This is a genomic window from Streptomyces sp. NPDC033229, from assembly GCF_055576875.1.
In genome coordinates, this window is record NZ_JBVIQR010000032.1 from 12,828 (window position 1) to 35,138 (window position 22,311).

22 protein-coding genes are annotated in these 22,311 nt (G+C 68.9%); 12 read left to right on the plus strand and 10 right to left on the minus strand.

Translation table 11 applies throughout. The annotated features are described in order from the left end of the window. The first annotated feature begins 265 nt into the window (after positions 1 to 265). Positions 266 to 583, plus strand: a complete 318-nt coding sequence (locus ACZ53N_RS25615; RefSeq protein WP_469143137.1) for a cyanobactin maturation protease PatG family protein — start codon at positions 266 to 268, stop codon at positions 581 to 583. A gap of 272 nt (positions 584 to 855) precedes the next feature. Here the strand turns inward: ACZ53N_RS25615 and ACZ53N_RS25620 are convergent, their stop codons facing one another. Then, positions 856 to 1,365: a hypothetical protein gene (locus ACZ53N_RS25620; RefSeq protein WP_469143138.1), complete on the minus strand. Its 510-nt coding sequence runs from the start codon at positions 1,363 to 1,365 to the stop codon at positions 856 to 858. Between the two features lies 1 nt (position 1,366). Here ACZ53N_RS25620 and ACZ53N_RS25625 point away from each other — a divergent pair, with 1 nt between their 5' ends. After that, on the plus strand, positions 1,367 to 1,843 hold the full coding sequence (locus tag ACZ53N_RS25625) for a S8 family serine peptidase (RefSeq protein WP_469143139.1): 477 nt from the start codon (positions 1,367 to 1,369) through the stop codon (positions 1,841 to 1,843). A gap of 40 nt (positions 1,844 to 1,883) precedes the next feature. On the opposite strand, the gene ACZ53N_RS25630 is transcribed toward ACZ53N_RS25625, so the two are convergent. After that, positions 1,884 to 2,780, minus strand: coding sequence for an alpha/beta hydrolase fold domain-containing protein (locus ACZ53N_RS25630; RefSeq protein ID WP_469143140.1), 897 nt, complete (start codon positions 2,778 to 2,780; stop codon positions 1,884 to 1,886). Next, positions 2,765 to 3,322, minus strand: coding sequence for a quercetin 2,3-dioxygenase (locus tag ACZ53N_RS25635; RefSeq protein WP_469143141.1), 558 nt, complete (start codon positions 3,320 to 3,322; stop codon positions 2,765 to 2,767). Before ACZ53N_RS25635 ends, ACZ53N_RS25630 begins: the two co-directional genes overlap by 16 nt. Before the next feature lie 117 nt (positions 3,323 to 3,439). On the opposite strand from ACZ53N_RS25635, the gene ACZ53N_RS25640 reads away from it, so the two are divergent. After that, positions 3,440 to 3,883, plus strand: a complete 444-nt coding sequence (locus ACZ53N_RS25640; RefSeq protein ID WP_469143142.1) for a MarR family winged helix-turn-helix transcriptional regulator — start codon at positions 3,440 to 3,442, stop codon at positions 3,881 to 3,883. 85 nt (positions 3,884 to 3,968) lie between these two features. On the opposite strand, the gene ACZ53N_RS25645 is transcribed toward ACZ53N_RS25640, so the two are convergent. After that, the gene (locus ACZ53N_RS25645; RefSeq protein WP_469143143.1) at positions 3,969 to 4,109 is read right to left on the minus strand and encodes a hypothetical protein; all 141 of its coding nucleotides are present in this window, start codon (positions 4,107 to 4,109) and stop codon (positions 3,969 to 3,971) included. Positions 4,110 to 4,414: 305 nt separating this feature from the next. After that, positions 4,415 to 5,329, minus strand: coding sequence for an SDR family oxidoreductase (locus tag ACZ53N_RS25650; RefSeq protein ID WP_469143144.1), 915 nt, complete (start codon positions 5,327 to 5,329; stop codon positions 4,415 to 4,417). A 96-nt stretch (positions 5,330 to 5,425) separates the two neighbouring features. Between ACZ53N_RS25650 and ACZ53N_RS25655 the strand changes: the two genes are divergently transcribed. From ACZ53N_RS25655 to ACZ53N_RS25670, 4 genes are all read left to right on the plus strand, one after another. Then, positions 5,426 to 6,112, plus strand: coding sequence for a TetR/AcrR family transcriptional regulator (locus ACZ53N_RS25655; protein WP_469143145.1), 687 nt, complete (start codon positions 5,426 to 5,428; stop codon positions 6,110 to 6,112). A gap of 430 nt (positions 6,113 to 6,542) precedes the next feature. Beyond that, the gene (locus ACZ53N_RS25660) at positions 6,543 to 8,027 is read left to right on the plus strand and encodes an MFS transporter (RefSeq protein ID WP_469143146.1); all 1,485 of its coding nucleotides are present in this window, start codon (positions 6,543 to 6,545) and stop codon (positions 8,025 to 8,027) included. Positions 8,028 to 8,266: 239 nt separating this feature from the next. Further along, positions 8,267 to 8,776, plus strand: a complete 510-nt coding sequence (locus ACZ53N_RS25665) for a DUF1269 domain-containing protein (RefSeq protein ID WP_469143147.1) — start codon at positions 8,267 to 8,269, stop codon at positions 8,774 to 8,776. Positions 8,777 to 8,894: 118 nt separating this feature from the next. Continuing rightward, positions 8,895 to 10,745, plus strand: coding sequence for a glycoside hydrolase family 15 protein (locus ACZ53N_RS25670; protein WP_469143148.1), 1,851 nt, complete (start codon positions 8,895 to 8,897; stop codon positions 10,743 to 10,745). A gap of 176 nt (positions 10,746 to 10,921) precedes the next feature. On the opposite strand, the gene ACZ53N_RS25675 is transcribed toward ACZ53N_RS25670, so the two are convergent. The 4 genes from ACZ53N_RS25675 to ACZ53N_RS25690 form a co-directional block, all read right to left on the minus strand. Then, the gene (locus ACZ53N_RS25675) at positions 10,922 to 11,293 is read right to left on the minus strand and encodes a hypothetical protein (RefSeq protein WP_469143149.1); all 372 of its coding nucleotides are present in this window, start codon (positions 11,291 to 11,293) and stop codon (positions 10,922 to 10,924) included. 368 nt (positions 11,294 to 11,661) lie between these two features. Continuing rightward, a complete protein-coding gene (locus ACZ53N_RS25680; RefSeq protein WP_469143150.1) occupies positions 11,662 to 12,240 on the minus strand; it encodes a DUF6624 domain-containing protein in 579 nt (192 codons plus the stop codon). 382 nt (positions 12,241 to 12,622) lie between these two features. Then, on the minus strand, positions 12,623 to 13,114 hold the full coding sequence (locus tag ACZ53N_RS25685; RefSeq protein WP_469143151.1) for an ATP-binding protein: 492 nt from the start codon (positions 13,112 to 13,114) through the stop codon (positions 12,623 to 12,625). After that, positions 13,111 to 13,890 carry a TauD/TfdA family dioxygenase gene (locus ACZ53N_RS25690; RefSeq protein WP_469143152.1) on the minus strand — a complete coding sequence of 260 codons (780 nt, stop codon included), beginning with the start codon at positions 13,888 to 13,890 and terminating at the stop codon, positions 13,111 to 13,113. The genes ACZ53N_RS25685 and ACZ53N_RS25690 overlap by 4 nt, the downstream gene beginning before the upstream one ends. 171 nt (positions 13,891 to 14,061) lie before the next feature. Between ACZ53N_RS25690 and ACZ53N_RS25695 the strand changes: the two genes are divergently transcribed. The 5 genes from ACZ53N_RS25695 to ACZ53N_RS25715 all read left to right on the plus strand — a co-directional run bounded on the left by ACZ53N_RS25695 (position 14,062) and on the right by ACZ53N_RS25715 (position 21,661). Continuing rightward, positions 14,062 to 14,502, plus strand: coding sequence for an NUDIX hydrolase (locus tag ACZ53N_RS25695; protein WP_469143153.1), 441 nt, complete (start codon positions 14,062 to 14,064; stop codon positions 14,500 to 14,502). A 3-nt stretch (positions 14,503 to 14,505) separates the two neighbouring features. Next, on the plus strand, positions 14,506 to 15,672 hold the full coding sequence (locus ACZ53N_RS25700; protein ID WP_469143154.1) for a helix-turn-helix domain-containing protein: 1,167 nt from the start codon (positions 14,506 to 14,508) through the stop codon (positions 15,670 to 15,672). A 762-nt stretch (positions 15,673 to 16,434) separates the two neighbouring features. Next, complete coding sequence (locus tag ACZ53N_RS25705) at positions 16,435 to 17,439, plus strand: XRE family transcriptional regulator (protein ID WP_469143155.1); 1,005 nt, start codon at positions 16,435 to 16,437, stop codon at positions 17,437 to 17,439. 48 nt (positions 17,440 to 17,487) lie between these two features. Continuing rightward, complete coding sequence (locus ACZ53N_RS25710) at positions 17,488 to 18,378, plus strand: phosphotransferase family protein (RefSeq protein ID WP_469143156.1); 891 nt, start codon at positions 17,488 to 17,490, stop codon at positions 18,376 to 18,378. 1,600 nt (positions 18,379 to 19,978) lie between these two features. Continuing rightward, positions 19,979 to 21,661 carry a recombinase family protein gene (locus tag ACZ53N_RS25715; RefSeq protein WP_469143208.1) on the plus strand — a complete coding sequence of 561 codons (1,683 nt, stop codon included), beginning with the start codon at positions 19,979 to 19,981 and terminating at the stop codon, positions 21,659 to 21,661. A gap of 42 nt (positions 21,662 to 21,703) precedes the next feature. On the opposite strand, the gene ACZ53N_RS25720 is transcribed toward ACZ53N_RS25715, so the two are convergent. Then, positions 21,704 to 22,213, minus strand: a complete 510-nt coding sequence (locus ACZ53N_RS25720; RefSeq protein WP_469143157.1) for an O-acetyl-ADP-ribose deacetylase — start codon at positions 22,211 to 22,213, stop codon at positions 21,704 to 21,706. Positions 22,214 to 22,311 lie beyond the last annotated feature (98 nt).

Below are 22,311 nucleotides of genomic sequence, written 5' to 3' on the forward strand. Positions count from 1 at the left end.
AGCTGTGCCCGAACAAGGGAACTGACCGGGAGATTCGCGGGGTCGGCGCGAGGATAGCGGCGTACCGCGTGTGCAGTTCGTGTGACTTCTGGCTGACGTGCCTGGGCTACATGATGCTCGGCGACCAGGACCCCGACGGCCGCCGCGCGCTGCGCGTCGAGTCATCGGACAGCGGGGGCCACTCGCCCCGCCCGCTCTCTGCAACGGCCTGACCATCCCGGTCGCGAGCTTCGAACAGATCTGCTCCTTCGGCGCCGATGAGCTGGTGGCGGCGATCGGCAAGCCCAAGGGGATGAGCGACAAGTGGTTTGAGGCATCTTTCAACGAACTACTGCGCCGGGCCCTGCAGTTGGGGGATATCGCGGGCGACACCGACGAGCACCGCGCCATCAACTACCTCGCGGTCCGCTATCCGCGCATCTACGAGAAGACCGTGGAGGCCTTCGCCGCCGACTCCGCACTGAGCGGGGTCAGCTTCCGCGAGTCCCGGCAGAGCGGTGCCCGCAGGATCATCGACGTCGTGTTCTGCTACACGGGCCGCCAGACGGACGTGACCGAGAAGTTCTTCGTCCGGTGGACGTGACCGAACCTTTCCCGTTCCTGGCGAACAAGCTGTCGCCCTACTACGACCGTTGTCCCGCGCCGGACCGGCGCGGGACGAAGGAGGTGTGTGAGATGGGTGTTCCGGGCTTCACCGCCGAATCGGCGGTCTACCGGACGAGCGGGCACTACCGGGTGTACCGCAGTGGCTCCACCGGCCGTCGGCAGGTCATCACGCCGCAGGGCGATGCAGCAGGGTACTGCAGCACGGTTGAGTGCCCGGCGGAATGCGCCCGACCCCTGCGATTCCAACCCCTACGGCTTTTGGTGCACGCGATGCTTGAAAATCTGTCGGGAGAACTGCGTCCCCGCGTCATCCCGTCGGCTCCCGCGCCAGATTGCCATGTACGTCTGGTGATGCCCCGCGGCTGACAGCACAACGAGGACGGCATCATGGCGGCATCGCTGGAGCAGGTCGGGCTCGCGCCCCTGATGGCGCGCAGCGCCGGCCGGCGGGAGATCGCCGTGGGGCTGATCGACGGCTTCGTTGCCCTCGACCACCCGGAACTCGCCGGCCGGCATCTGCGTCTCCTGCCCGGAGGTGTCGGGGGCGGGCACGGTGGCGCCTGTCGCAGTGCCGGCGGCGACGCGTCCTGCCGCCACGGCACCTTCGTCGTCGGTCTCCTCGGCGCCGGCCGGGCGTCGGAGCCACCCGGCATCTGCCCGGGCTGCACGTTCCTGGTGCGCCCCCTGTCCGCTGCCGGCCACCCACCCCGCCGCCCACCTCGCGCCGGCCGCGCGGCCCGAGGACTTGGCGGCCGCCATTGTGGAGACCGTCGACGCGGGCGCCCGCGTGCTGAACCTGAGCGTCGCGCCGGAGCGGCCCTCCAGCACAGGACTCCGCGAGCTGGAGTGGGCACTTGACCACGCGGCCAACCGCGGCGTGATCACGGTCGCGGCCGCCGGGAACCAGGGCGCGGTCGGGACGTCCGTGATCGGCCGGCACCCGTGGACCGTCCCGGTGGTCGCGTACGACGGGCGGGGGTTGCCGATGAACCTGTCGAATCTGGGGGGGGATCGATCGGAGTACGCGGTATCGGCGCGCCGGGCGAACGCATCGTGGGCCTCGGCGTCGGCGGGCGCCCGCTGGTGCTCACCGGTACGAGCGCGGCCGCCCCGTTCGTGGCTGTCCGTTGACGTTCATCGTTGTCCGCATGCGGTGCTGATCTGTGGGATGAAGGAACGCGAAGCCCGGTGGGAACTCGGTTCGTGTCATTGGATCTTGCGTTTCCTGTGGCGGTAGACGCGTGCCGGAACGCGAACCGCCGTGAGTGGTCTTCCTGTTAGGTCATGAGGCGGCGGGTGAAGGCCAGGGAGTGGGTGAAGATCTCCTCGACCTGGGCGTCGGGCAGCCGGTGCCAGCCGTGGTCGGCGCCCGCGACCGTCCACAGTTCGACCGGCGCCCCGGCTCTCTCCAGTGCGGCGGCGAGGGATTGGCTGTGTGAGCAGCTCACCAGGGTGTCCTCGTTCCCGTGGACGAGGAGGAACGGCGGTGCGGCGGGGTGGGCTTGGGTGAGGGGGCTGGCTGCGTGGGCGCGTTCGGGGACGGTGGCCGGGGCCGCGCCGAGCAGGAGTGCCTCGGGGGTGGTGGGGTCTTCGGGGGTGAAGCAGCCGCGTGCGGTGGTCAGGTCGCTGGGTGCGTACCAGATCACGGCGCCGGCCAGGGACGGGATGGTGTGGGTCAGGGCGAGGAGCGCGGCGAGGTGCCCGCCGGCGGATTCTCCCCACACCACCGTCCGCCGGGTGTCGATGCCGAGTTCCGCGGAGCGCAGGGTGAGCCAGCGTAGTGCGGCGTTCAGATCGTCGAGTGGGGCGGGGAAGATGGCCTCGCCGCTGAGCCGGTAGTCGACGCAGGCGACGGCGCAGCCCGCAGCCGCCATGCGCGCAAACGGTCCTGGATCCCAGGTGCGTGTGCGCAGGCCCATGTCATCGCGCCGTCCCCGGCGCCAGGAGCCGCCGTGGACGAACAGCACCAGCGGAACGGGCCCTGCCAGGTCGTTCGGCAGCCACAGATCCAGTTCCAGTGGGCGGCTGCCCTCCGCCACGTGGTAGGGCACGCCGCGCAGCTGACGGACGCCGGGCTCCCTTTCATCGGCGGGTGGCAGGGCAGCGCGGTCGGGGTGCGGCGCGGCGATCAGTTCCCGGACCGGGGGCCCGGCCGCCGTCACCGGGTCCGCCACTGGTGGTCGGGCAGGAAGCGCACGTCGTACTGCTCGGGAACGCTGGCGAACTTGTGAGGTTCCGGGATGACCGGTTCGGCGGGCAGACCGAGCTGCTCGGCGGGCGCGCCGAAGTTCTCGAAGAACCGCTCGAAGGTGCCGCCGGGGCCGGCGGCGACGCCGACGACCTGGCTGTGGTGGCGCTCCATGCGGTAGGCGTGCCGGCAGTTCTTGGGTACGAAGCCGAAGTCGCCGGGGGTGAGCAGCTTCTCCTGCTGGTTGCCCTCGGTGTCCTCGACGAACAGCCGGACGGCGCCGGCGGTGATGTAGAAGACCTCGTGGGTGTCGGTGTGCAGGTGGGCCGGGATGATGTCGCCCTTGGGGCCTTCGACGGTGAAGAAATTGAAGGTGTTCTCGGTCTGCTCGCCGCCGGCGTAGATGGTGATCAGGTCGCCGAACAGGTGGGCGCGGTCCCCTTCGCCCTTCTCGATGAAGTAGGGCTTGCCCGGTTCCGCGGGTATGCGTGAAGCCTGGCGGTAGCGGGTGGCGTACTCGATGGTCATGTCTTCTTCTCCTCGGATCTGCCCCGTGACGACTGTCAGGTAGCCTGACATGAAAGGGTTCGGGCAGGCAAGCCGTGCAGGTGACCCGGTCCCGCTTTCCGTCATCGTGAGGAACAGATGCAATCCACCCGCCGCAACCTCCCCCAGCTGCTCGGCGACGCCCGGCGCTGGTTCGAAGAAGGGCTGCTGGCAGCCCTGGAAGCAGGCGGAGCCACACCTGTGTCCCCGACACAGGCACAGCTCTTCGCCGCGCTGGACGACCACGGCACCACCATCTCGGAGCTCGCCCGGCGCATGGGCGTCACCCGCCAGACCGCTCACCAGGCCGTGCACGGCCTGGTCGCCGCCGGACTGCTCGAACAAACCCCCGATCCCACCTCCGCCCGGCAGCGGCTGATCCGGCGCACCGCGGAAGGAGAACGCGCTCACCGCCAGGCCGGCCTCATCCTCGAACGGCTGGAAGAGCAGCTCGCCGAGCGGATCGGCCGGGAGAACGCCGATGCCCTGCGCACGGCACTGGAGGCGCCATGGGGCCAGCCGCCCGCCCCGCGCTCCGTGTGAGTCGATGTACCGCCCGTCGTCGACAGGGTGTTTTGCCCTACGGCCCTTCGACGGGGTGCCGGGGCGGTCTCGGGCCGGCCCGGCCTCAGCGGCAGGCCGCCTCCAGGCCGGTTGCGCCCTCGCCCACCCGCTCGGTGGTGATGGCGCCCGCGCGTGGCAGGGCGGGGTCGGTGATATCCACGAGCGAGGCCCGGTACGGCGACCGGGGCAGGGCCTCGGGCTCCATGCTGAGCCGGCCCGTCCTGGCGGTGTTCCACCGTGCCGCCGTGACGGCCTTCGTGCCTCCGGCTCGTGATCACTGCCGCCGTCAGCCAGCCGATGGAACAGGCCCACCACGGTGGTCTGGCCGGCCTTGATCTGAAGTTCCCTGCCGTCCGTGAGCCCGGCTGTGCCGCGTACGCCCAGTGTGCGGTTTGCGGCGCTGCCCTGTAGCTCTGTCCGCGCCGGACGAGAACGGACAGCAGGCCTTCACCGCCTCGCAAGGCGCCGTGAGCGGCGGGGACGCGGGACCGTGCGGGCGGGGCGGGCTGGTCAGAGCTGGGCGGCGACGCTGACGTCGGTGAGGTGTTCGGCTTCGGTCCACAGGCGTGCCGCGACGGTCTTGTCCTGTGCTCGGCGCGGTGGGCGGGTGGCTTTCGGGGGGCCGGTCATGACCCAGCGGGGGCCGTAGTAGCCGCCGGGTGTGGCGTCGGGGCCGGTCGCCGCGTACAGCAGCGGTTCCGCGCCTTGCTCGGGGCCTTGGGAGGGCACGATTTTGGCGGCCAGCGAGGTGAACCCACCGGGTCGGCCGCCGCCGAGGGTCGGTCCCGAGGCCATCAGGTTGGTGCGGGTGGTGCCGGGGTGCGCGCCGACCGACAGCAGTGGCCAATGGTGTCGGGCCGCGATGTCCGCCAGGTGCAGGGTCATCATCAGGTCGGCCAGTTTGGACTGGTGGTATGACCTGGTGGGGCTGTACTGGCGGGTGGACTGGAGGTCGTCGAAGTCGATCCGGCCGGTGGCGGCGCCCAAGCTGCTCATCGTGGCCACGCGTGGCGCGGGCGCCGACAGCAGCAGCGGCAGCAGCCTCACCGTGAGCGCGAACGGGCCCAGGAAGTTGCTGCCCAGTTGCAGCTCGAATCCGTCCGCTGTTTCGTGCCGGGTGGGCACGTTCGCCACTCCGGCGTTGTTGAGCAGCAGGTCCAGCGGCCTGCCGTCGGCGGTCAGCTTGTCGGCGAACTCGCGAACCGAAGCCAGGTTGGCCAGATCGAGTCGGCGCACCTCGACCTGGGCGTCGGGGTGCGCGGCGAGGATCTCCGCTCGCGCTTGCTCGCCCTTGGCCGGGGTGCGCACGGCGAGCACCACGTGGGCTCCGGCGGCGGCCAGACGTTTGGCGGCCTCTTTGCCCGTGCCGCTGTTCGCGCCGGTCACGACGGCGAGCTTTCCGTGTTGATCGGGAACCCGGTACATCACTACCCCCTAAAAGACTACTGGTCTCTAACATGGTCAACCGTAACAGACCGCCGGTCTAGCATTAAGAGACCGGTGGGTAGTTACGATGGGCGGGTGGAATTCCAGCGCGCACGCAGTGCCGAGCAGCGACTCGAACGGCGTCGGCAGATCTTGTCGACGGCAGCCGTGATGCTGACCGAGATGCCGGTCGCCAAGCTCAGCCTCAACGAGCTGAGCCGCCGAATAGGGCTGGCCAAATCCAACGTGCTGCGCTATTTCGAGTCGCGCGAGGCAGTCCTGCTCGAACTCTTGCTGGCTGAGATGCGGGACTGGATCGCCGAAGTGGAGCGCGCGGCCGGACCGGGCGGCGGAACACCGCGCGAGCGCGGGGACCGGCTGGCCGAGACCCTGGCCGCCTCCCTGGCGCGGCGGCCGGTGATGTGCGACCTGCTCGCCGCGCAGGCCGCGGTGCTGGAACACAACATCTCCACCGAGGTCGCCGTCCGGCACAAGCACGCGGCCTGGCAGAACACGCAGGCCCTCGTCGAGCTGGTCCGGCGACACCTCCCCGAACTCGGCACCGAGGGCGCGTCCAGACTGGTGGAGACGACCGTGCTCACGGCCATGGCAGCCTGGCCGTGCAGCCGCCCCCCGGAGGCGCTTCAGGCCGCCTACGACTCCGACCCGGCGCTGGCCCCCCTGCGGATGGACTTCACCGACCTGGTGCGCCGCACGGCGGAGGTGACCGTCTGGGGACTCCTCGCCCGCCAGGAGCCGACCCCCGCAAGCCCAGCTTCCTGAGCGACCACTTGCGCCGTCGCAGGCGCATCCACGCGGACCGTGCGCGGCTCAGCGCCACCTGCGAATCGGTCAGCCTCATACGGCAAGGCAAGGCAAGGCCGGCGCAGGTGTGCACAGGTCGGGGGATGCCGTACCGTGGATGAGTCCTCGCCCCGAAGGTCCCCTTCGGCGGCAGTGTTCGAGCTTCCTGTTCCGCGATCTTGAGGTGATTTCATCCACCAGGCCATGTAGCCGTCCGCGTTTCCCCGCGTGTCGATTCTTCGAACGTGTCCGGGGGCGGACGTCGCGCTGGCCTGAGTTGCGTCACCCTCCCCCGTATTTCCTGTTGTTTCCCGGGTGCAGCTCTGCCGTCTGCCCCGGGTTTCGTGTTGTCCGGCCCCGGCGCGGCTGACGGCGAGCTCCCCGATTCTTCTGAATCAGGAGTTCCACCGTGGTTTCCCCTTCGCTCGACCCTGAGCCGAAGCATCCGGCCGAGTCCCCGGCCCGCATCCCCTCCCGTACCGCCCGTACGACGATGACGTCGGCTGCCCGGATCGCCCTCGTGGTGGTCCTGGTCGCCGAGCTCATGAACATCCTCGACAGCTCGATCGTCCTCACCGCCCTGCCCACTCTCCAGGAGTCTCTCGGCGCCGGACCGGCCGCCCTCCAGTGGGTGACGGCCGGCTACTCACTGACGATCGCCCTGGGGCTGATCACCGGGGGCCGGCTCGGCGACCTCTACGGCCGCCGCAGGATCTTCCTCATCGGCACCGCCGCCTTCACCCTGGCCTCGCTGCTGTGCGGGCTCGCATCCGACCCCGGCACGCTGATCGCCGCCCGCATCCTGCAAGGCGGCGGCGCCGCCGTGATGCTCCCGCAGGTCCTGGCCACCCTCCACGTCACGTTCGACGGCGAGCAGCGCAGCAAGGTCTTCGGCCTCTACGGTGCCGTCCTATCGTTCGGTTCCGTCCTGGGGCCGGTGCTGGGCGGTGTGCTCACCCAGTCCGACCTGTTCGGCCTGGGATGGCGGCCGGCCTTCCTGATCAACCTGCCCATCGGCCTGGCCGTGTTCCTCCTCGGCCGGAAGTCCGTCCAGGAGTCGACCGCGGAGCGGGCCCAGCGTCTGGACCTCACCGGCGTGCTGCTGTCCGCGCTGTCCGTCGTCCTGATCGTCTTCCCGCTCACCGAGGGCCACGCGCACGGCTGGCCCCTGTGGTGCTTCGCCATGCTCGCCGCCGGTGCTCTCGTGCTCGGCGTCTTCGTACGCCACCAGCAGCACAGGAAGGACGACGCCCCGCTGGTGGTGCTGTCCCTCTTCCAAGGCAGGGCGTTCTCCGGCGGGCTTTCCGCGCAGCTGCTGCTCGGCCTGTCGACTGGCATGTTCTTCATGAGCTGGACGCTGTACCTCCAGCGCGGCCTGGGCATGAGCGCGCTTCAGGCGGCCGTGGCCTTCGTGATGATCGCTCTCGGTGAGCTGGCCGGCGCGATGGTCGCGGTGAAGGCCGCCGGACGCTTGGGGCGCCGCCTGCCCCAGGCCGGTGTTCTGATCGTTCTCGGCGCGATGACGGCCTACGGGCTCCAAATCGTCGACGGTCAGGGCGACCTGACGCTCCTGGCGATGACCGTTCCGCTCCTGGTGCTCGGGGTCGGCTTCGGCGCGGTCGGCGGGCCGATCGCCGACATGGCACTCGCCAAGGTCCCGCACGAGAACGCCGGTTCGGCGTCGGGGCTGTTCAACACTGCGATGCATCTGGGCATCGCTCTGGGCGCGGCGCTGACCGCCTTGGTGTTCTTCTCCGCCACCGGCGGCTCGACCGACGGCGCGGTCAACCGGGACGCGTTCACCGGCGTGCTCTGGTGGGCCGGCGGTGCCTTCGTGGTGATGTGGGCGCTGATGTTCTGCCTGCCCAAGCGCCCGGGCAATCAGAAGGACTGAGCCATTTCCCAGGGCGGCGGCTCCTGCATCCCCAGGCGCCGCCGCCTCGGGGCCCGGTTCTGTTCCGGAGCTGTGCGTGGCACCTCCTGCCGACTGACACAGAGCGTCACAGCCCCCTGGGTTGAGCACAGCTAGTGAGCGCCGTCGAGGCGGTGATGCGGCAGGCACGGGTGCTGCCAGGCAGGGCGCTGGTCGGTGGCGAGGTGCGGGCGCGGCGCCACGGCCCGACAATGGCGTCCATGAGCCGTATGGAGAACGTGCTGTTCATGCGGGCCGAAGACGCCGGCACGGGACACCAGGCGCTGGACCGGCTGCGCCGCGCCGACGCCGACGGCGCCCTCACCTTGCGCGGGGCCGCCGTGATCGCCCGGGACGCGGAGGGTTCCGTCGACTTCCCCGACACCCTCGACACCACCGGCACCGCTCGGGGCTTCCTCGCAGGCGGGCTGATCGGCGGCCTCGGCGGCATCCTCGGCGGGCCCCTCGGCGTCATGGCCGGTTTCGGAGCCGGTGGTCTCGTCGGCGGTGCCCGGGACGCGCGACGGGCCACCGCGGACAACGTCGCCCTCCAGTTGCTGACCGAGGAAGTGCCACCGGGCACCACGGTCCTGGTGGCAGAGGTCGCCGAGGACGGCCCGGAGGCGGCGGACGAGGCGCTCGCGCCGTGCAGGACGCCGGTACGGCACCCGGCGGACCGGGTCAGAGAAGAGGTCGAGGCGGCGATCGCGGAGGGCAGGAGGAGCGCGTGACGCCTGCGCGCCCGGACCGCCCCCCTCCGCCCCGCCGCACCGGCTCGGCGAAGCAGTGGCCAGTGCACCGCCCTGCCGGTGGTCGCACCTCCGGTGCCGGTGTCGGGGAGGCCGCCGGATGACCTGCGAGAGCCCCCGCCCGAGCAGGGCCGACGCGCCCCGCTACCTGCCCATCGCCGAGCACGGCCTGATCGGCGACATGCGTACGGCCGCGCTCATCGGGACGGACGGCACGATCGACTGGTACTGCTGCGCGCGTTTCGACGCACCGAGCGTCTTCGCGGCACTCCTGGACGCGGACCGCGGCGGGGCCTTCGAGCTCGCCCCGGACGTGCCCGCCCGGACGAAGCAGTTCTACTTCCCCGACACCAACATCCTGATCACCCGGTTCTTCGCGGACCACGGCGTCGGCGAGATCCAGGACTTCATGCCGATCGTCGACGACTCGCGGGAGGCGGACCGCCACCGTCTGATCCGTCGGGTCCTGTGCGTCCGCGGGGCCCTGCCGTTCAGCGCCCGGGTGGCACCGCGCTTCGACTACGGGCGGCAGACGCACACCGTGAGCGTCCGGAACGGCCATACGGTCTTCGCGTCCCCGGACCTGTGCCTGGGTCTTACCGCCAGCGTCCCGGTCGAGACCGACGGCCTGGACGCCCGGTCCTCCTTCACGCTGGAGGAGGGCGAGGCAGCGGTGTTCACGCTGGACCGGATCTGCGACGGGGTGGAGCCGCGGGGCTGCACGCCGCTTGAGGCGGAGGAGATGTTCGGTGCCACGGTGAGGTACTGGCGCCGATGGCTCTCGCACTCCCGCTACCGGGGGCGCTGGCGGGAGACGGTCCACCGCTCCGCCCTCACCCTCAAGCTCCTCACGTACGCCCCGACCGGTGCCATCGTGGCCGCGCCGACGACCAGCCTGCCCGAACAGGTCGGCGGCGAGCGCAACTGGGACTACCGCTATGTGTGGGTGCGGGACGCCGCGTTCTGCATCTACGCACTGCTCCGGCTCGGATTCACCGACGAGGCCAAGGCGTTCGTGGGCTTCCTGTCCGAAATCATCCGCGCCGGATGCGGATCCGGCACCGGGGCCGGGTCTGAAGGCCCGCTGCAGATCATGTACGGGATCGATGGCAGAAGCGAGCTCCCGGAGGAAGAACTGCCCCACCTGGAGGGCCATCTGGGCTCATCACCCGTCCGTATCGGCAACAACGCCGTCACACAGCTCCAACTGGACATCTACGGAGCCCTCATCGACTCCCTCTACCTCTACGACAAATGGGGGGAGCCGCTGTCCAGCGACAACTGGGACACCGTCGGCGCGCTGGTCGACTGGGTCTGTGACCACTGGGACCAGCCGGACGAAGGCATCTGGGAGACCCGCGGGAAGACCCAGCGCTTCCTCTACTCACAGCTGATGTGCTGGGTCGCGATCGAGCGGGCGATCCGGATCGCCCGCCACCGCGGCCTGCCGGCGGACATGCTGCGCTGGATCCGGGTCCGTGACGCGATCTACCGGCGGATCATGGAGCGCGGCTGGTCCGCGGAGCGGCGGGCGTTCATCCAGCACGAGGGCGACGACGTCCTCGACGCCGCCGTCCTGATGATGCCGCTGACCAAATTCATCTCGCCCACCGACCCCAAGTGGTTGGCCACCCTCGATGCCCTGGGCGAGGGCCTGGTGTCCGACTCCCTGGTCTACCGCTACGATCCGCAGCGCAGTCCGGACGGCCTGCGGGGCGAGGAGGGCACCTTCTCGATCTGTTCCTTCTGGTACGTCGAGGCCCTCTGCCGCGCCGGCCGGGTGGACGAGGCCCGGCTGGCCTTCGAGAAGATGCTCACCTACGGCAACCATCTCGGTCTCTTCGCCGAAGAGATCGGCCGCACCGGCGAACAGATCGGCAACTTCCCCCAAGCCTTCACCCACCTCGCGCTGATCAGCGCCGCGTTCAATCTTGACCGGGCACTGGGGTGAGACGCGCGCTGGGGTGAGTCCGCCCCTGCGCAGCCACGGTCCGCGCGGGGACGGTCCGGGAGCCCGGTGACGGCTTCCTCGGTGGCGACGACGGGAAGGCCCGCAGCCATGTAGGCGAGCACCTTCAGCTTCATGCCGCCCCCGGAAAACGACGATGCTCACCGGCCCCGTGGCCGTCATGGTTCCCGCCCTTCGGCCGCACCGTCGGGGGCCGGGACGGCCGTCCGGGGGAGGAGGCCGTACTCCCATGCACGGCGGACGGCGTGGGCGCTGGTACGGGCGTGGAGCTTGGCCAGCAGGTTCTGGTGGGTGTTCGTCATGGCGCGCGGGACGAGGCGCCGGGCCTGGCACAGGTGCTTGATCGTGATGCCGCCAGTGAGGGCGAGGAGCACCATCCACTCCGCCGGGACGAGGTCCGGTGCAGGGCTGTCGATCTTCGCTGGCGCGGGGAAGCCCGGGTGGCTGTAAGCGGTGTGGACCAGGTGGGGGCGGTCGACGGCCGCAGCCCAGGGCGGCGGCTGCGGCGTGGAGGTAGGTATCCACCGCACCCGGCGTGATCTTCATGGCTTCCGCGGCCTGCTGTCGGGTCCGGCCGAGGGCGATCAACGTGACCACTGCCTGCGACTGCGGCCTGAGAACGGTCGAGGCTCGGAGCGCTTGGTACTCGGCAGCGGGGACGAGGCGGGCGAGGACAAGCCTCGGCGGGGTTGCAAGGGATGGGGCACGGGTGACGGGCATGGGAATCGGCTTTCGAGTGGTATGGAGGACGCGGACTCAGAGCGTGGGCGGGGCGAGGTCGAGCACGACGGGCAGGTGACCCGACAGGACGCGGGTCGTCGGCGTTTCATGCACGGCCGCGCCGATCAGCTCGTTGATTGCGGCTTCTTCCCGACGGCCAGGTAGACGGGGCCGGGGGTTACCGGGTGGGGGACAGGCACGCGGCCGCGAGGGGGCCGCGGGTGAGGGCCATCAGGCGCAGGTCGGCCGGCTGGGCTTCGCACGATTTGGGCAGGCCCACCCGGTGGCGGCGCAGCCCGAGCAGCCCCGGATCGGCGACGGGGTGCCGGGTGAGCGCTCCGTCGGTGCCGAGGACGTACTGGGTGCCGTACAGCTGTGGCTTGCCGCCGTCGTGCATCAGCTGCCGGTCGGTGAAATAGGCGAGGTGCCGGGCCGGGGCATCCTCATGGTCCACCGACTCCAGCAGCAGGGCGTGGGCCTTCTGCTGGAACACCGACTGCCGGTCGCACAGCAGGGCCACCCACCAGGCGGCCTCCGCCCCGACCTCACCCACCAGGGCGGGCCCTGGCCAGCCATGGGCGTCGAGCATCAGCCCCAGTTCCCGGGCGGCGCGGTTCTCCCATTGCACTATCTCCAGCAGTTCCGTCCGCGTGGGCACCAGATCGTGCGTCATGCGGGCGGCGACGCCCTCGCGGTGCAGACGGCACAGCGTGACCAGAAGATCCAGACGGAGGGGCGGGCGGGTATCGGGCCTCATGCGGGTGGTGTCCTTCGCGGCACGGCAGAACAAGGAGGGCAGGACGGTGCGGTGCGAGCCGGGGGAGTAGGTGGTTCCCTGGGGGCAGGTCCCAGAGGCGGCCGCCGCCAGGGGGCCGGATCAGGACCTGCTGCTCACAGCAGGAGAGGAGCGGTGCGGGTCACCACCCACCCCGTGGGCACGATGACCACCAGCACAAGCACGACCCCCCTCGGGAAGCGGGCTGCCTGCCTCGGACCGGCCATGCGGTGGGCACCACGGCAGCGTCTTCCGGCGTGCCGCCCCGTCGGCTGCCGCCCTACCGGAGCCCCGGCGAAGGCGCGTCTCGGCGGGGGTGCCGGGGGCATGAGCGGGGCTTCGCCGGCCGGGCCCCGGTAGGCGCTCACCGCGCGCGGCCTTGAGCTGCGGGGCATACGTAGGCCCAGGTGGAGAGGTGGCCGTCGGGCAGGGTGCGCCAGCCCCAGCGGCCCAGGTTCTCCACCAGGTCGAGTCCGCGGCCGTGCTCAGCGTTCTTGTCGGTCTGTCTCCGGGCGGTCGGCCTGCCTTCTCCTCCGGCGTCCTCGACCTCGATCAGGACCGCGCCGCCGCCCTCGGCGATGCACAGCCCGATCTCCGTCCCCGGGGTCTCGGCACGGCTGTGGCGGTAGGCGTTGGTCAGCAGCTCGGCGGCGAACAGCTCCGCCTGGAACGCCTCTTCCGGGCTCACGCCCCATCGGAGCAGGAGCTGCCGTACGGTGCGACGGGCTTCGCTGACCGCTTCCCGTTGCCGGGGCACGCCCATCGCCTGGAGGTGCTCGGCCCGGAGCCGGGGACGTTTCCGCAACGCGGGAACCGTCTGGGGCGCGGAGGCGCGCGGGGCAGTCACGACGCTCATGCCGCACCCCCGCCCATGCCTTGGGGGAGGAATCCGGGAGGGGCGGGTTCGTGCGGGTTGCCCAAGGCCCGGTAGCAACGCCGTGCACCGTCGAAGGCGGTGCGGCCGTGGAGCCACCGGTGGTTGTCGAGGAGGTAGCCCTGGCCGGCTTCCAGGGTGAGCATCTGCTGGTTTCGCTTGGCCGCCATCCAGAAGCCATGCAGGTGCATCTGCGTCAGAGGGCTCCAGCGGACGAGACGGTCCTGCCGGTAGCGCACCGCGACACGGCTGCCTTCGTGCCGGGCGAACACGGGGGCGAAGATCCCGGTACTCGGGCCGAAGAACCCCGCGCGCGGACCGGAGAGAACGGCCACCGCGTCCGGGCACCGCTGCTCAAGCTCAGCGTGGACGGTGCGCCCGTCCACCAGGAGGCAATGCCCTCCCTCGGGCGCGGGCTGGGTGCACACCATCAGCATCAGGCGGGGCGGGCTCTTCAACGCCGCGCCCTCGGTGTGCAAGGCCAGCTCACCGTTGGTCAGCCCGGCGAAGCCGGGGCGCTCGTCGTGCCGGCCGGTGTTGTAGATCGCGGTCAGCCCGTCCGCCCCGCTGTCGCGGTGGTGCACCACGCGCATGACCTGGGTGGCGAAACCCAGCACGCGACTGCGCGTAGTCAGCCTGTCGAAGGTGACCAGACCTGCCGCGCTCAGCCCTCCGGCTACCCTCTCCACTGCCCCAGGGAGCTGAAGGTCCACGTAGTGGCGGGCGAACAGATCCATCGCGGGTGACGTGGCGCTCATCGGCGAACTCCCGTGAGATTTAAGTCCGGTGGGGATCACTCTGGAGACCAGGGCCGGGCCGGTAAAGCGACAGATTGTCGACCTGCCACCCCCGCTCTCCCGGGCCCTGGAGGGGTGGGTGCGTGCTACGGTCCGAGCGGCCCAGCCGCACCCAGAACCGCGAGGAATCGCATGCCCTACGTGCCGCCGACCTGGCCCGTCTCCGTCAAGGGCGTCGCCCTGGACTCCCAGGGCCGCACCCTGCTGCTCCACAACGAACGCCACGAGTGGGAACTGCCGGGCGGGCGGCTCGAACCCGGCGACCCGAGCCCGGAAGCGGCCCTCGAGCGGGAGATCGCCGAGGAGACCGGGTGGCAGGTCACCGTCACCGCCGATGACCTGCTGGACGTGTGGATCTACGAGCCGATCCCCGGCCGCCGTGTCGTGATCATCACCTACGGCTGCACTGTCCTGACCCCTGATGCTGAGCCCGTCCTCAGCCACGAGCACAAGAAGATCGGGCTCTTCGGCGCCGACCAGGTGCCGGGCCTGACGATGCCCGACGGGTACAAGAAGTCCATTACCGCCTGGCGCGCCCGGCTGAATGAGCCGACCGCGTACGAACGGACCTGACCCATGCCGCCGGGCTGCTGCCCGACCCCCGACACACGCCATGCCCTGTGGCGCTGGGCCACCCCGCAGGCGGAGACCGTCCTGGCGCGCCGTGACCTGGGGGCCATCTTGCGCTTCCACCGCCACGTCCACGGCCAGAACCAGACCGCCCTCGGCGACCAGCTCGGCTACGACAAGACCTACATCTCCGCCCTCGAAACGGGAAAGCGCACCATCGACGACATCGGCTCCCTGCGCCGTATCGCCACCACCCTGCGCCTGCCCCCACACGTCCTCGGCATCACCGACGCAGCCGACATCGACCACCAGACCATGATCCAGTTCGGCGAGTCCACCGTCCGCCTCGCCGAGATCGCCCGCCAGTCCGGCCACGCCTCCGAAGCCGTCGAAGAACTCTGGCCACTGGTCGCCCGCCTCGAAGCCCGCGTCGACGACGGATACGCCGAACGCGACGGCCTGCACCTCCTGGCCCGCGCCCGCGTCGGCCTCGGCGTCGCTCTCGGCAACATCCTGCCCGAGGAACGCCTGGCCACCGCCGCCCGCTGGACCGCCAAGAGCCTGCCCATCGCCGACTACTTCGGTGACCCCGGCTTCCGCTCGTACGCCCTGCGGATGCACGGCAACGAACTCAGGAAGGCCGGGCTCAGGGGCGCCGCCGTCACCCGCCTCCAGCACGCCGCCGCCCTCGTGCTCGACCACGACGCACGCGCAGCCGTCCTGCCGCTGCTCGCCCGCGCGGCCGGCACGCTCGGCAACGGCCACCTCTTCGACACAGTCGTCGAGGAGTGCGGGCACCTGCTCGGCGACGGAGTCCAGCACACCAGCCTGTTCAACCCCTTCGCCCTGCACGAGGTCAGTGTCCGGGGACTCGTTACAACCGGGCGGATCCGGGATGCCATAAGGCTGATCGACACCACACCAGTGCCCACCACGCCTGTGGCGCCCCAGTGGCGCGTGATCGAACTGGTAACCGTGGGCCACGTGCAGCTCCTTGGCGGCGACCGGTCCGGAGCCGAGCAGTCTCTGACCCAGGCCACAGCGGAGGGAGCGGCGCAGCGGCTGCCGCACCAGCTCCAACGCATCATCCGAACCGCTGGACAGCAGCTGCCCGACATCGCGATGGCGGCGACGGGGCATCTGCACCGGCTTCGCCATGAGATGGCCGCGTGAACGGAAAGCCGAATGTGAGCATGCGACGCCAGTCGCGTTAGCGGATCGCACCACACGTGCAGATGCGCGCATCGACCTCTCCCTTCGTCCCCTGCAAGACCCAGCCATGAACACGGTCTCCTCGCCTCACAACATCTGCGCTGTAAAGGATTCGGGCCCGGGTGACGCAGGATCGTCACGGCGCGGCGAGCCAACAACCGACAACATTTGACGGGTCGTTGCCAGCCATCAGGAATTGAGATCCGGGCGAGAGACAGGCAGTGAGAGGTTCACTGTTTCCCGTCACGTGATGCGGTGCCTGGTTCCTATGATCGTGAAAGCACCCATGCACTGAGCTGGCGAGGTGAACAGATGGAGGAGCCCACGCACGCACGCGACTGCGCCACGCGGCTTCGTGAGCGCGCAGAGCAAGAAGGATGGGCGACTGAGCAAACGGCCTCAGCGATTCACCAGTGCTGCGGGCTCAGCAGGCTTCGAGCACACCGCCTCGCGCACGGGTGGACCTTGCGCGAGGCGGTGGAGCGACTGCTGAATCTTTGCGCGGAAGAAGGCATCACCGCGCCGAAAATCGACGCCGACCAACTGGGGCGCTGGGAGAGCAACACGCACACGCCCCGAGCAACGACGGTCCACCGGTTATGCCGGCTGTACCGGACCGACGCTCACAGCTTGGGACTGGCAGGCGCCAGCGACTACCGCCTACACCGGGCCTCTTCGACAGTGGACTCGACGCCGGGAGTCATCTCCTCAGGCTGCGCAGTGGTGAAGCATTCCGCCTTACCGCCCTCGTCTTCTTCTGCCCACGACTTCGACATGCAGATCGAGCAGATCCGGCGTTCCGTGGACCGCACGCTAGCTGCGGGCAGTGTCAGCTCCGGGCAGCTGGACCTGATCGAAGAACGATTGCTGTGGTCGCGCCAGCGGTACCTGTACGCTCCGCCCACCGACATACTCAAGGAACTCCTCGAGGAGCTGTCCGACGTCCAGGCCCTGGCCGCCGAGCGGCAGCCGGCCAGCGTGCAGACCCGCTTGTCGGAAATGACGGCCGTTCTCGCGACCCTGATCGCGGACGCGCTGATGAAACTCGGCAACCTGCGCAGATCACATGCCTGGTACGACACCGCCCGCACAGCAGCGGACGACAGCGGCAATCTCGAACTCCGCGCCCGTGTCCGGGCCCAAGCCGCCATGCTGCCCTACTACTACGGCCCCATAGAAGCCGCCGTTTCGCTGACCCGGGAAGCCCGCCTGATGACGCGCGCACGCCCGACGGCAACCGCGGCCTTCGCCGCCGCAGCCGAAGCCCGCGCACTCGCCCAACTCGGCGATTCAGCGTCTGCCGAGCACGCCATCGACAGCGCCCAACGGGTCTTCGAACAATGTGACACTGGTACGGACAACGACGCCTTCGCCTTCCCCGCCCGGCGCCTGCTGCTCTACCTCTCCGGCGCCTACACGGCCCTCGGCCACAGCATCCAGGCGCGCCGAGTCCAACAGGAGGCGCTCGCCCTCTACCCGGCCCGCACGGGCATCGACCCCGCGCTGCTCCGCCTGGAGGCCGCGATCTGCCTCGCACACGAGCGCAGCCCCGGGGAAGCCTGCCAGATGGCCGGTGAGACATATCTCCAGGTGCCCGTGGAGCACCGCACCACCATCCTCGGGGCCCGAGCACAGCGGGTCATCGACGTACTGCCGACATCCGCACGATCGGCCCGAGCCGTCCGCGAACTGAGTGACATCCTCGCTCTGCCCGCAGGGCCGATATGACAGCAGGGCTGCGCTTCAGCCAGCCTTGAGCCCATGACTGCACCAGCAATGGCCCATGGCGGGTTCGACACGCAGGAGATGAACGACGTTCTGCGCCGCGCCTGTGCGGCTGCGGGGCTCGACAGCACAGACGCACAGCTCTTGCGCGGTCACACGAACGCCGTCGTCCGACTCGCCAGTGATCCAGTCGTGGTGAAGATCGCCCGCCGGGGCTCCAGCCGGGCCGGCGTCGAGCGAACCGTCCGCTTCGTGTCCTGGCTGATGGAGCTCGGCTTCCCCACCGCCCCCCTACACCCCGTGCCGGAGCAACCAACGGTGATCGACGGCCACTCGATCACCTTCTGGACCTACCTGCCCCAACCGCAGCACCCGGTGGCCGCCGAACAGATCGCCCCACCGCTCCACGCCCTTCACCAGCTCTCCGAGCCCCCGGAACCCCTTCGCGAACTCGACAACGTCGCCGCCATCCGAGCTTCCCTCAGGGCCACGACGTCCCTGCCGCCAGCCACCTTGAACTTCCTCACCCGGCGGCTGGACGCGCTCGAAGCCCGCTTGGCCAACGTGCCCTTCGCCCTGCCGCGGGCCATCGTTCAAGGGGACCCACAGCACCGAAACGCGCTGCACCACGGCGGGCAGGCTGTCCTGTGCGACTGGGACACAGTGGCCGAGGGACAACCGGAATGGGACCTGGTCACGATGGAGATCCACTGCCGCCGATTCGGGTATGGACAGGAGCACTATCAAGCCTTCGCGGACGGCTACGGCTTCGACGTCACAGCCTGGGAGGGTTACAGCATTCTGCGCGATCTGCGAGAGCTTCGGATGATCACCACCAACGCGAGGAAGTCTGCGCAGGCATCCGCAACCCTGGCAGAAGTCGAACGCCGCATCGCCGGGCTCCAGAACGAGGACGCGAGTTTGCAGTGGAACATCCTGTGACAGAAGCGAGCCTTAGGTAGCACTCCGCTGTAGACCTCCTCCAGGCCGTCATGTGGCCGAGCAGTGTTCAGCAAAGCTGGCCGACTCAGCAGCCGCGCACGGGTCGAGTGTGGGAGGGCAGGCGAGGTGCCCCGCCCGGCTGTGGGTCTTGTCGATCATCCGTCTGTGAGAAGTCCGGGAATCCGTCATCAGGGGTACGGGCGGGTAGGCGGCGATGCGCGGGTTGGGCCCTCTGTTTACGACCCGTCGGATTCGCCGACAGCAGACGGGACAGAGCCTGAAGGGGCTGGAACGTTCTCGAGGACCATGTCAACGTACAACGTCCCCGAGAACACCATGCGCGGCGAAGGGATAACCGTCCCTTATCGTGCCCCTTTCGCCTCGCCTGAGGCTCTGGTCCGAGGAGTCCGCCTGTCCGACACTGCTTGGCGATCTCTGCGCTTCATCGCTTCGTTCTTATCCGCCCTCGGCGCGGAGGAACTGCTGCAAGGCGACTGGTTCGTGGTGCGCCTTCTCCCGCGTATGTCGCCGCCCGATCAGGTGCTGCGACTCGGCATATCGCTGGTGCTAACGGCGCTCGTGAGTGGGTCGTGGCTCGCGACCTCAGCCGCTTCGACGCCACGGTGCGGCAGTCTCCTACATAGCAGAAGATCCCCGGTTAGCGAAACCGGGATTCGTCCACACCATTGTCCTTGTCCGCAGCGGCTTTGCTTGGCGGTGGAACGTGCGGACATGGCGATCAGTGCTGCACAGGTTCCGTGGGGACGGATGTTTCCGCCGAAGTCCCCTCGGTCCTGTAATTGGCAGTCTCTGTTCGCTGCAGGGACGTGTATTTCTGCAGTCGGCTGAAGTTGTCGTCGGCGAACGAATTTGTCCGGAACCTCTTACGTGGCGCGTAGGTTTGCTGGTCAAGGTGTGTGGGACGGCCTCCGGCAGGGAGGTGAGGTGACTGATAGGGGAAAAGCGGAGAGGCGGTTATCGTGGAATCTGATTCTATTCGAGAACTATGCAGGCGAAGTTGCAAGTGCTGAGGAATGCGTAGAGTGAATGACGCTAATTTCTGCAGGCTTGGTCTGACTCTAGTGGTCGGTTCTGATCAAAAAGTCGAGGATGGGTTGGCTGCTTTCGCTCATAGTGTCGGCGAGGCACCTCTCCGGGCGTTGGGGCTGATCCATTCGCTGGAGGCCTCCGAAGTCAACAGCTTGACTGCTAATGCCGCGGTGTGTGCCCCATCGGTAGAGAGGTCCCGTAGGCGAGTAAACCGCTGAAGATCCGGGGGCGTTCGACGTGTCAGAGCCAGTTCTGGTGGTGTGGACGGCTGTCTTCCTGGGTGCGTTCGGGTCTCGATGTCGCCAGAGTCCCCCGACGCTTTGAATGCGGGCAGCGCGCCGCCCCAGCTGCCAGGGCGGCGGGCACGTCGATGGGACGGGTTTCGGGTTTTGCAGGGTGCTGCACGCCCTGTCTTGGGTGTGAGGCCACTGTGCACGCGCGGGCGTGTCAGCGCGATGCTCGCTGAACTGACGGTTAATGAGAGGGAAGCGGTGAGTCGATGATATCCCTGGGCCATCAGAGTAAGGGGCGCGACAGGGCCTTGGGCGTCGTGAGGCTTTCGGTCGGCAATATTGGTCAAACGGGCAACGAGACGCAGCGCCGTCGGATCCAGAAGAGGGCTGAGGCCGACGAGCTTGAGGTGGTGGGCTGGGCAGAGGACATCGATGTATCTGCTTCGCTTTCTCCGTGGCTCCGTCCCAAGATTGGTGACTGGCTGAACAACCGACGTGACGAGTTCGATGTCTTGTACGTCTACAAGATCGATCGCATAGCCCGATCGGTGAAGGACCTGTGTGCTCTTCTCGATTGGTGTGACGAACATGGTAAATCCCTTGTGTCGATCGAAGAGGGCTTTGACCTGTCGACTCCTTGGGGACGCACTATTGCCAAGATCCTCGCGGTCCTGGCGGAGGCTGAGCTCGAGGCCATCAAGGCCCGGGTCCGTGCCTCTCGTGCGGCTCTGCGTGAGGCAGGCCGATGGGCTGGCGGCCTTGTGCCGTTCGGTCGTGTTGCGGTCAGAGAGGATGACGGCTATGCCTTGTGCCTTGACCCGGTGTACGGGCCGGTGCTGCTGGAGATGATTCGCCTTTTCCTGGCGGCTAAGTCGTACGGGGTTGTTGCTGACTGGCTCAACTCCGGGGGCGTCCCCACGACGGCGGACATTGCCCGCATTCGGGCAGGAGCGTCCAAGGAAAATACGCGTTTGGAGGGTGAGAAGGCGAAGCCTAGGGGGGCCAGGTGGATGGCGTCCTCGGTACGCTCCATTCTGACTTCACGGTCTCTGCTGGGCGAGTACGTACGCGCAGACGATACGGTCGTTCGCCAGGCTGATGGCTCTCCGGTGATGATCGGGGAACCTGTGCTCACCGAGGTCGAATGGCTTCAGCTGCAGGAGGTCGTGAGCCTGGTCAAGAAGACACAGGGGCCTCGGCGGGTCTCGCCGGTACGGGGCTTCCTGTTCTGCGACGGTCCGGGGGCTGCGGTGGCTCCGCACAGCCTGTACTGGACGAAGGGCGGGGATGGCACGGCCCGGACCCGGAGCAAGACCGCCCGTATCCGATGCGACGGCCGCAAGGCCACAGGGCTCAAGCCGTGCTTTGGTCACTCGTGGTCCGCGGACGTGCTGTACGGGCTCATGGAAGCTGCCTTCAAGTTCCAGGCGGGCCGGATCCCGGTTCAAGAGCGTAGGACGGTTGCTGACGGTTCCAGAGCGTTGCAGGTGGCGGTCCTGGATGGTCGTATGGCCGAGCTCGGAGCGGAGTTCAAGGCGGGCCATCTCTCCGCTGTCGAGTTCGCCGGGCATCTCGGGGAAGTGGCGAGGCAGCGGGAGGAACTGACGAATGCTCCTGCGGCCAAGCCGGTGGAGCAGTGGGTGGCCGCGCAGAAGCACGTCCCGGGCTGCACCGGTGGGGACTGTCCGTGTTCTGCCATGACCTACGCGGAGTGGTGGGATGCTTCGACTCCGGAGGAGCGGCGCGAAAAGCTGCTGGCCTGGGGGGTGAAGGTCTATGCCGGTACTCGGGGCTTGCGCTTCGAGTACGGCAAGGGCTTTCCCGCTCAGGTGCAGCTGAGTGAGTTGAGATTCGATGGTTCTCATGCCAAGGCGGGGCCGGGCACGGTTTCGGTGGTCATAGACCCGGGGGCGTGGACGGCTGAGCTGATGACGCATGAGGGAGAGGTGGCGACGTTCCCTCTCCCTGGGGGGACTCAGGCGGTAGCCCTGGCTGCGTGAGCAGCCATGGGTGAATGTTTCGTACCGTGTTCCCGCTCGGCGTCAGTTTCCCTGTGCGGTGAAGGCCGCGTAGGCGGCCTCGTCGAAGAGGACGAAGCGCACCTCTTCGACGGACGTGTCCGTGGTCTTCACCGTTTCGACGGCGATGTGTGCCGCGTCGTCCATCGGCCAGCGGAAGATGCCGGTGGAGATCGCCGGGAAGGCCACCGTTCGGGCTCCCAGCTCGTCCGCGACCCGCAGGGATTCGCGGTAACAGGAAGCCAGGAGATCGGCTCGGGGTGGGGAAACGCTCCACACCGGGCCCACCGTGTGGATGACCCAACGCGCCGGGAGGCGGCTCGCCGTCGTGGCGACGGCACGGCCGGTGGCGAGGCCCTTGCCGTAGTGGGACGCGCGCAGGTCGCGGCAGGCGCTGAGGATCTCGGGGCCTCCCGCGCGATGGATGGCGCCGTCGACACCCCCGCCGCCGAGGAGGGAGGAGTTCGCCGCGTTGACGATGGCATCCACGTGCTGCTCGGTGATGTCGCCCCGCACGAAGGTGATGGTGGTCATGAAGCCATCTTCGCTCACCACCTCGTCCCGGCCGAAGCGGGTTTTCCAGGGGCGTACGGTGACATGACACGTTCCGCGCACGAATGAATCCGTGCGCC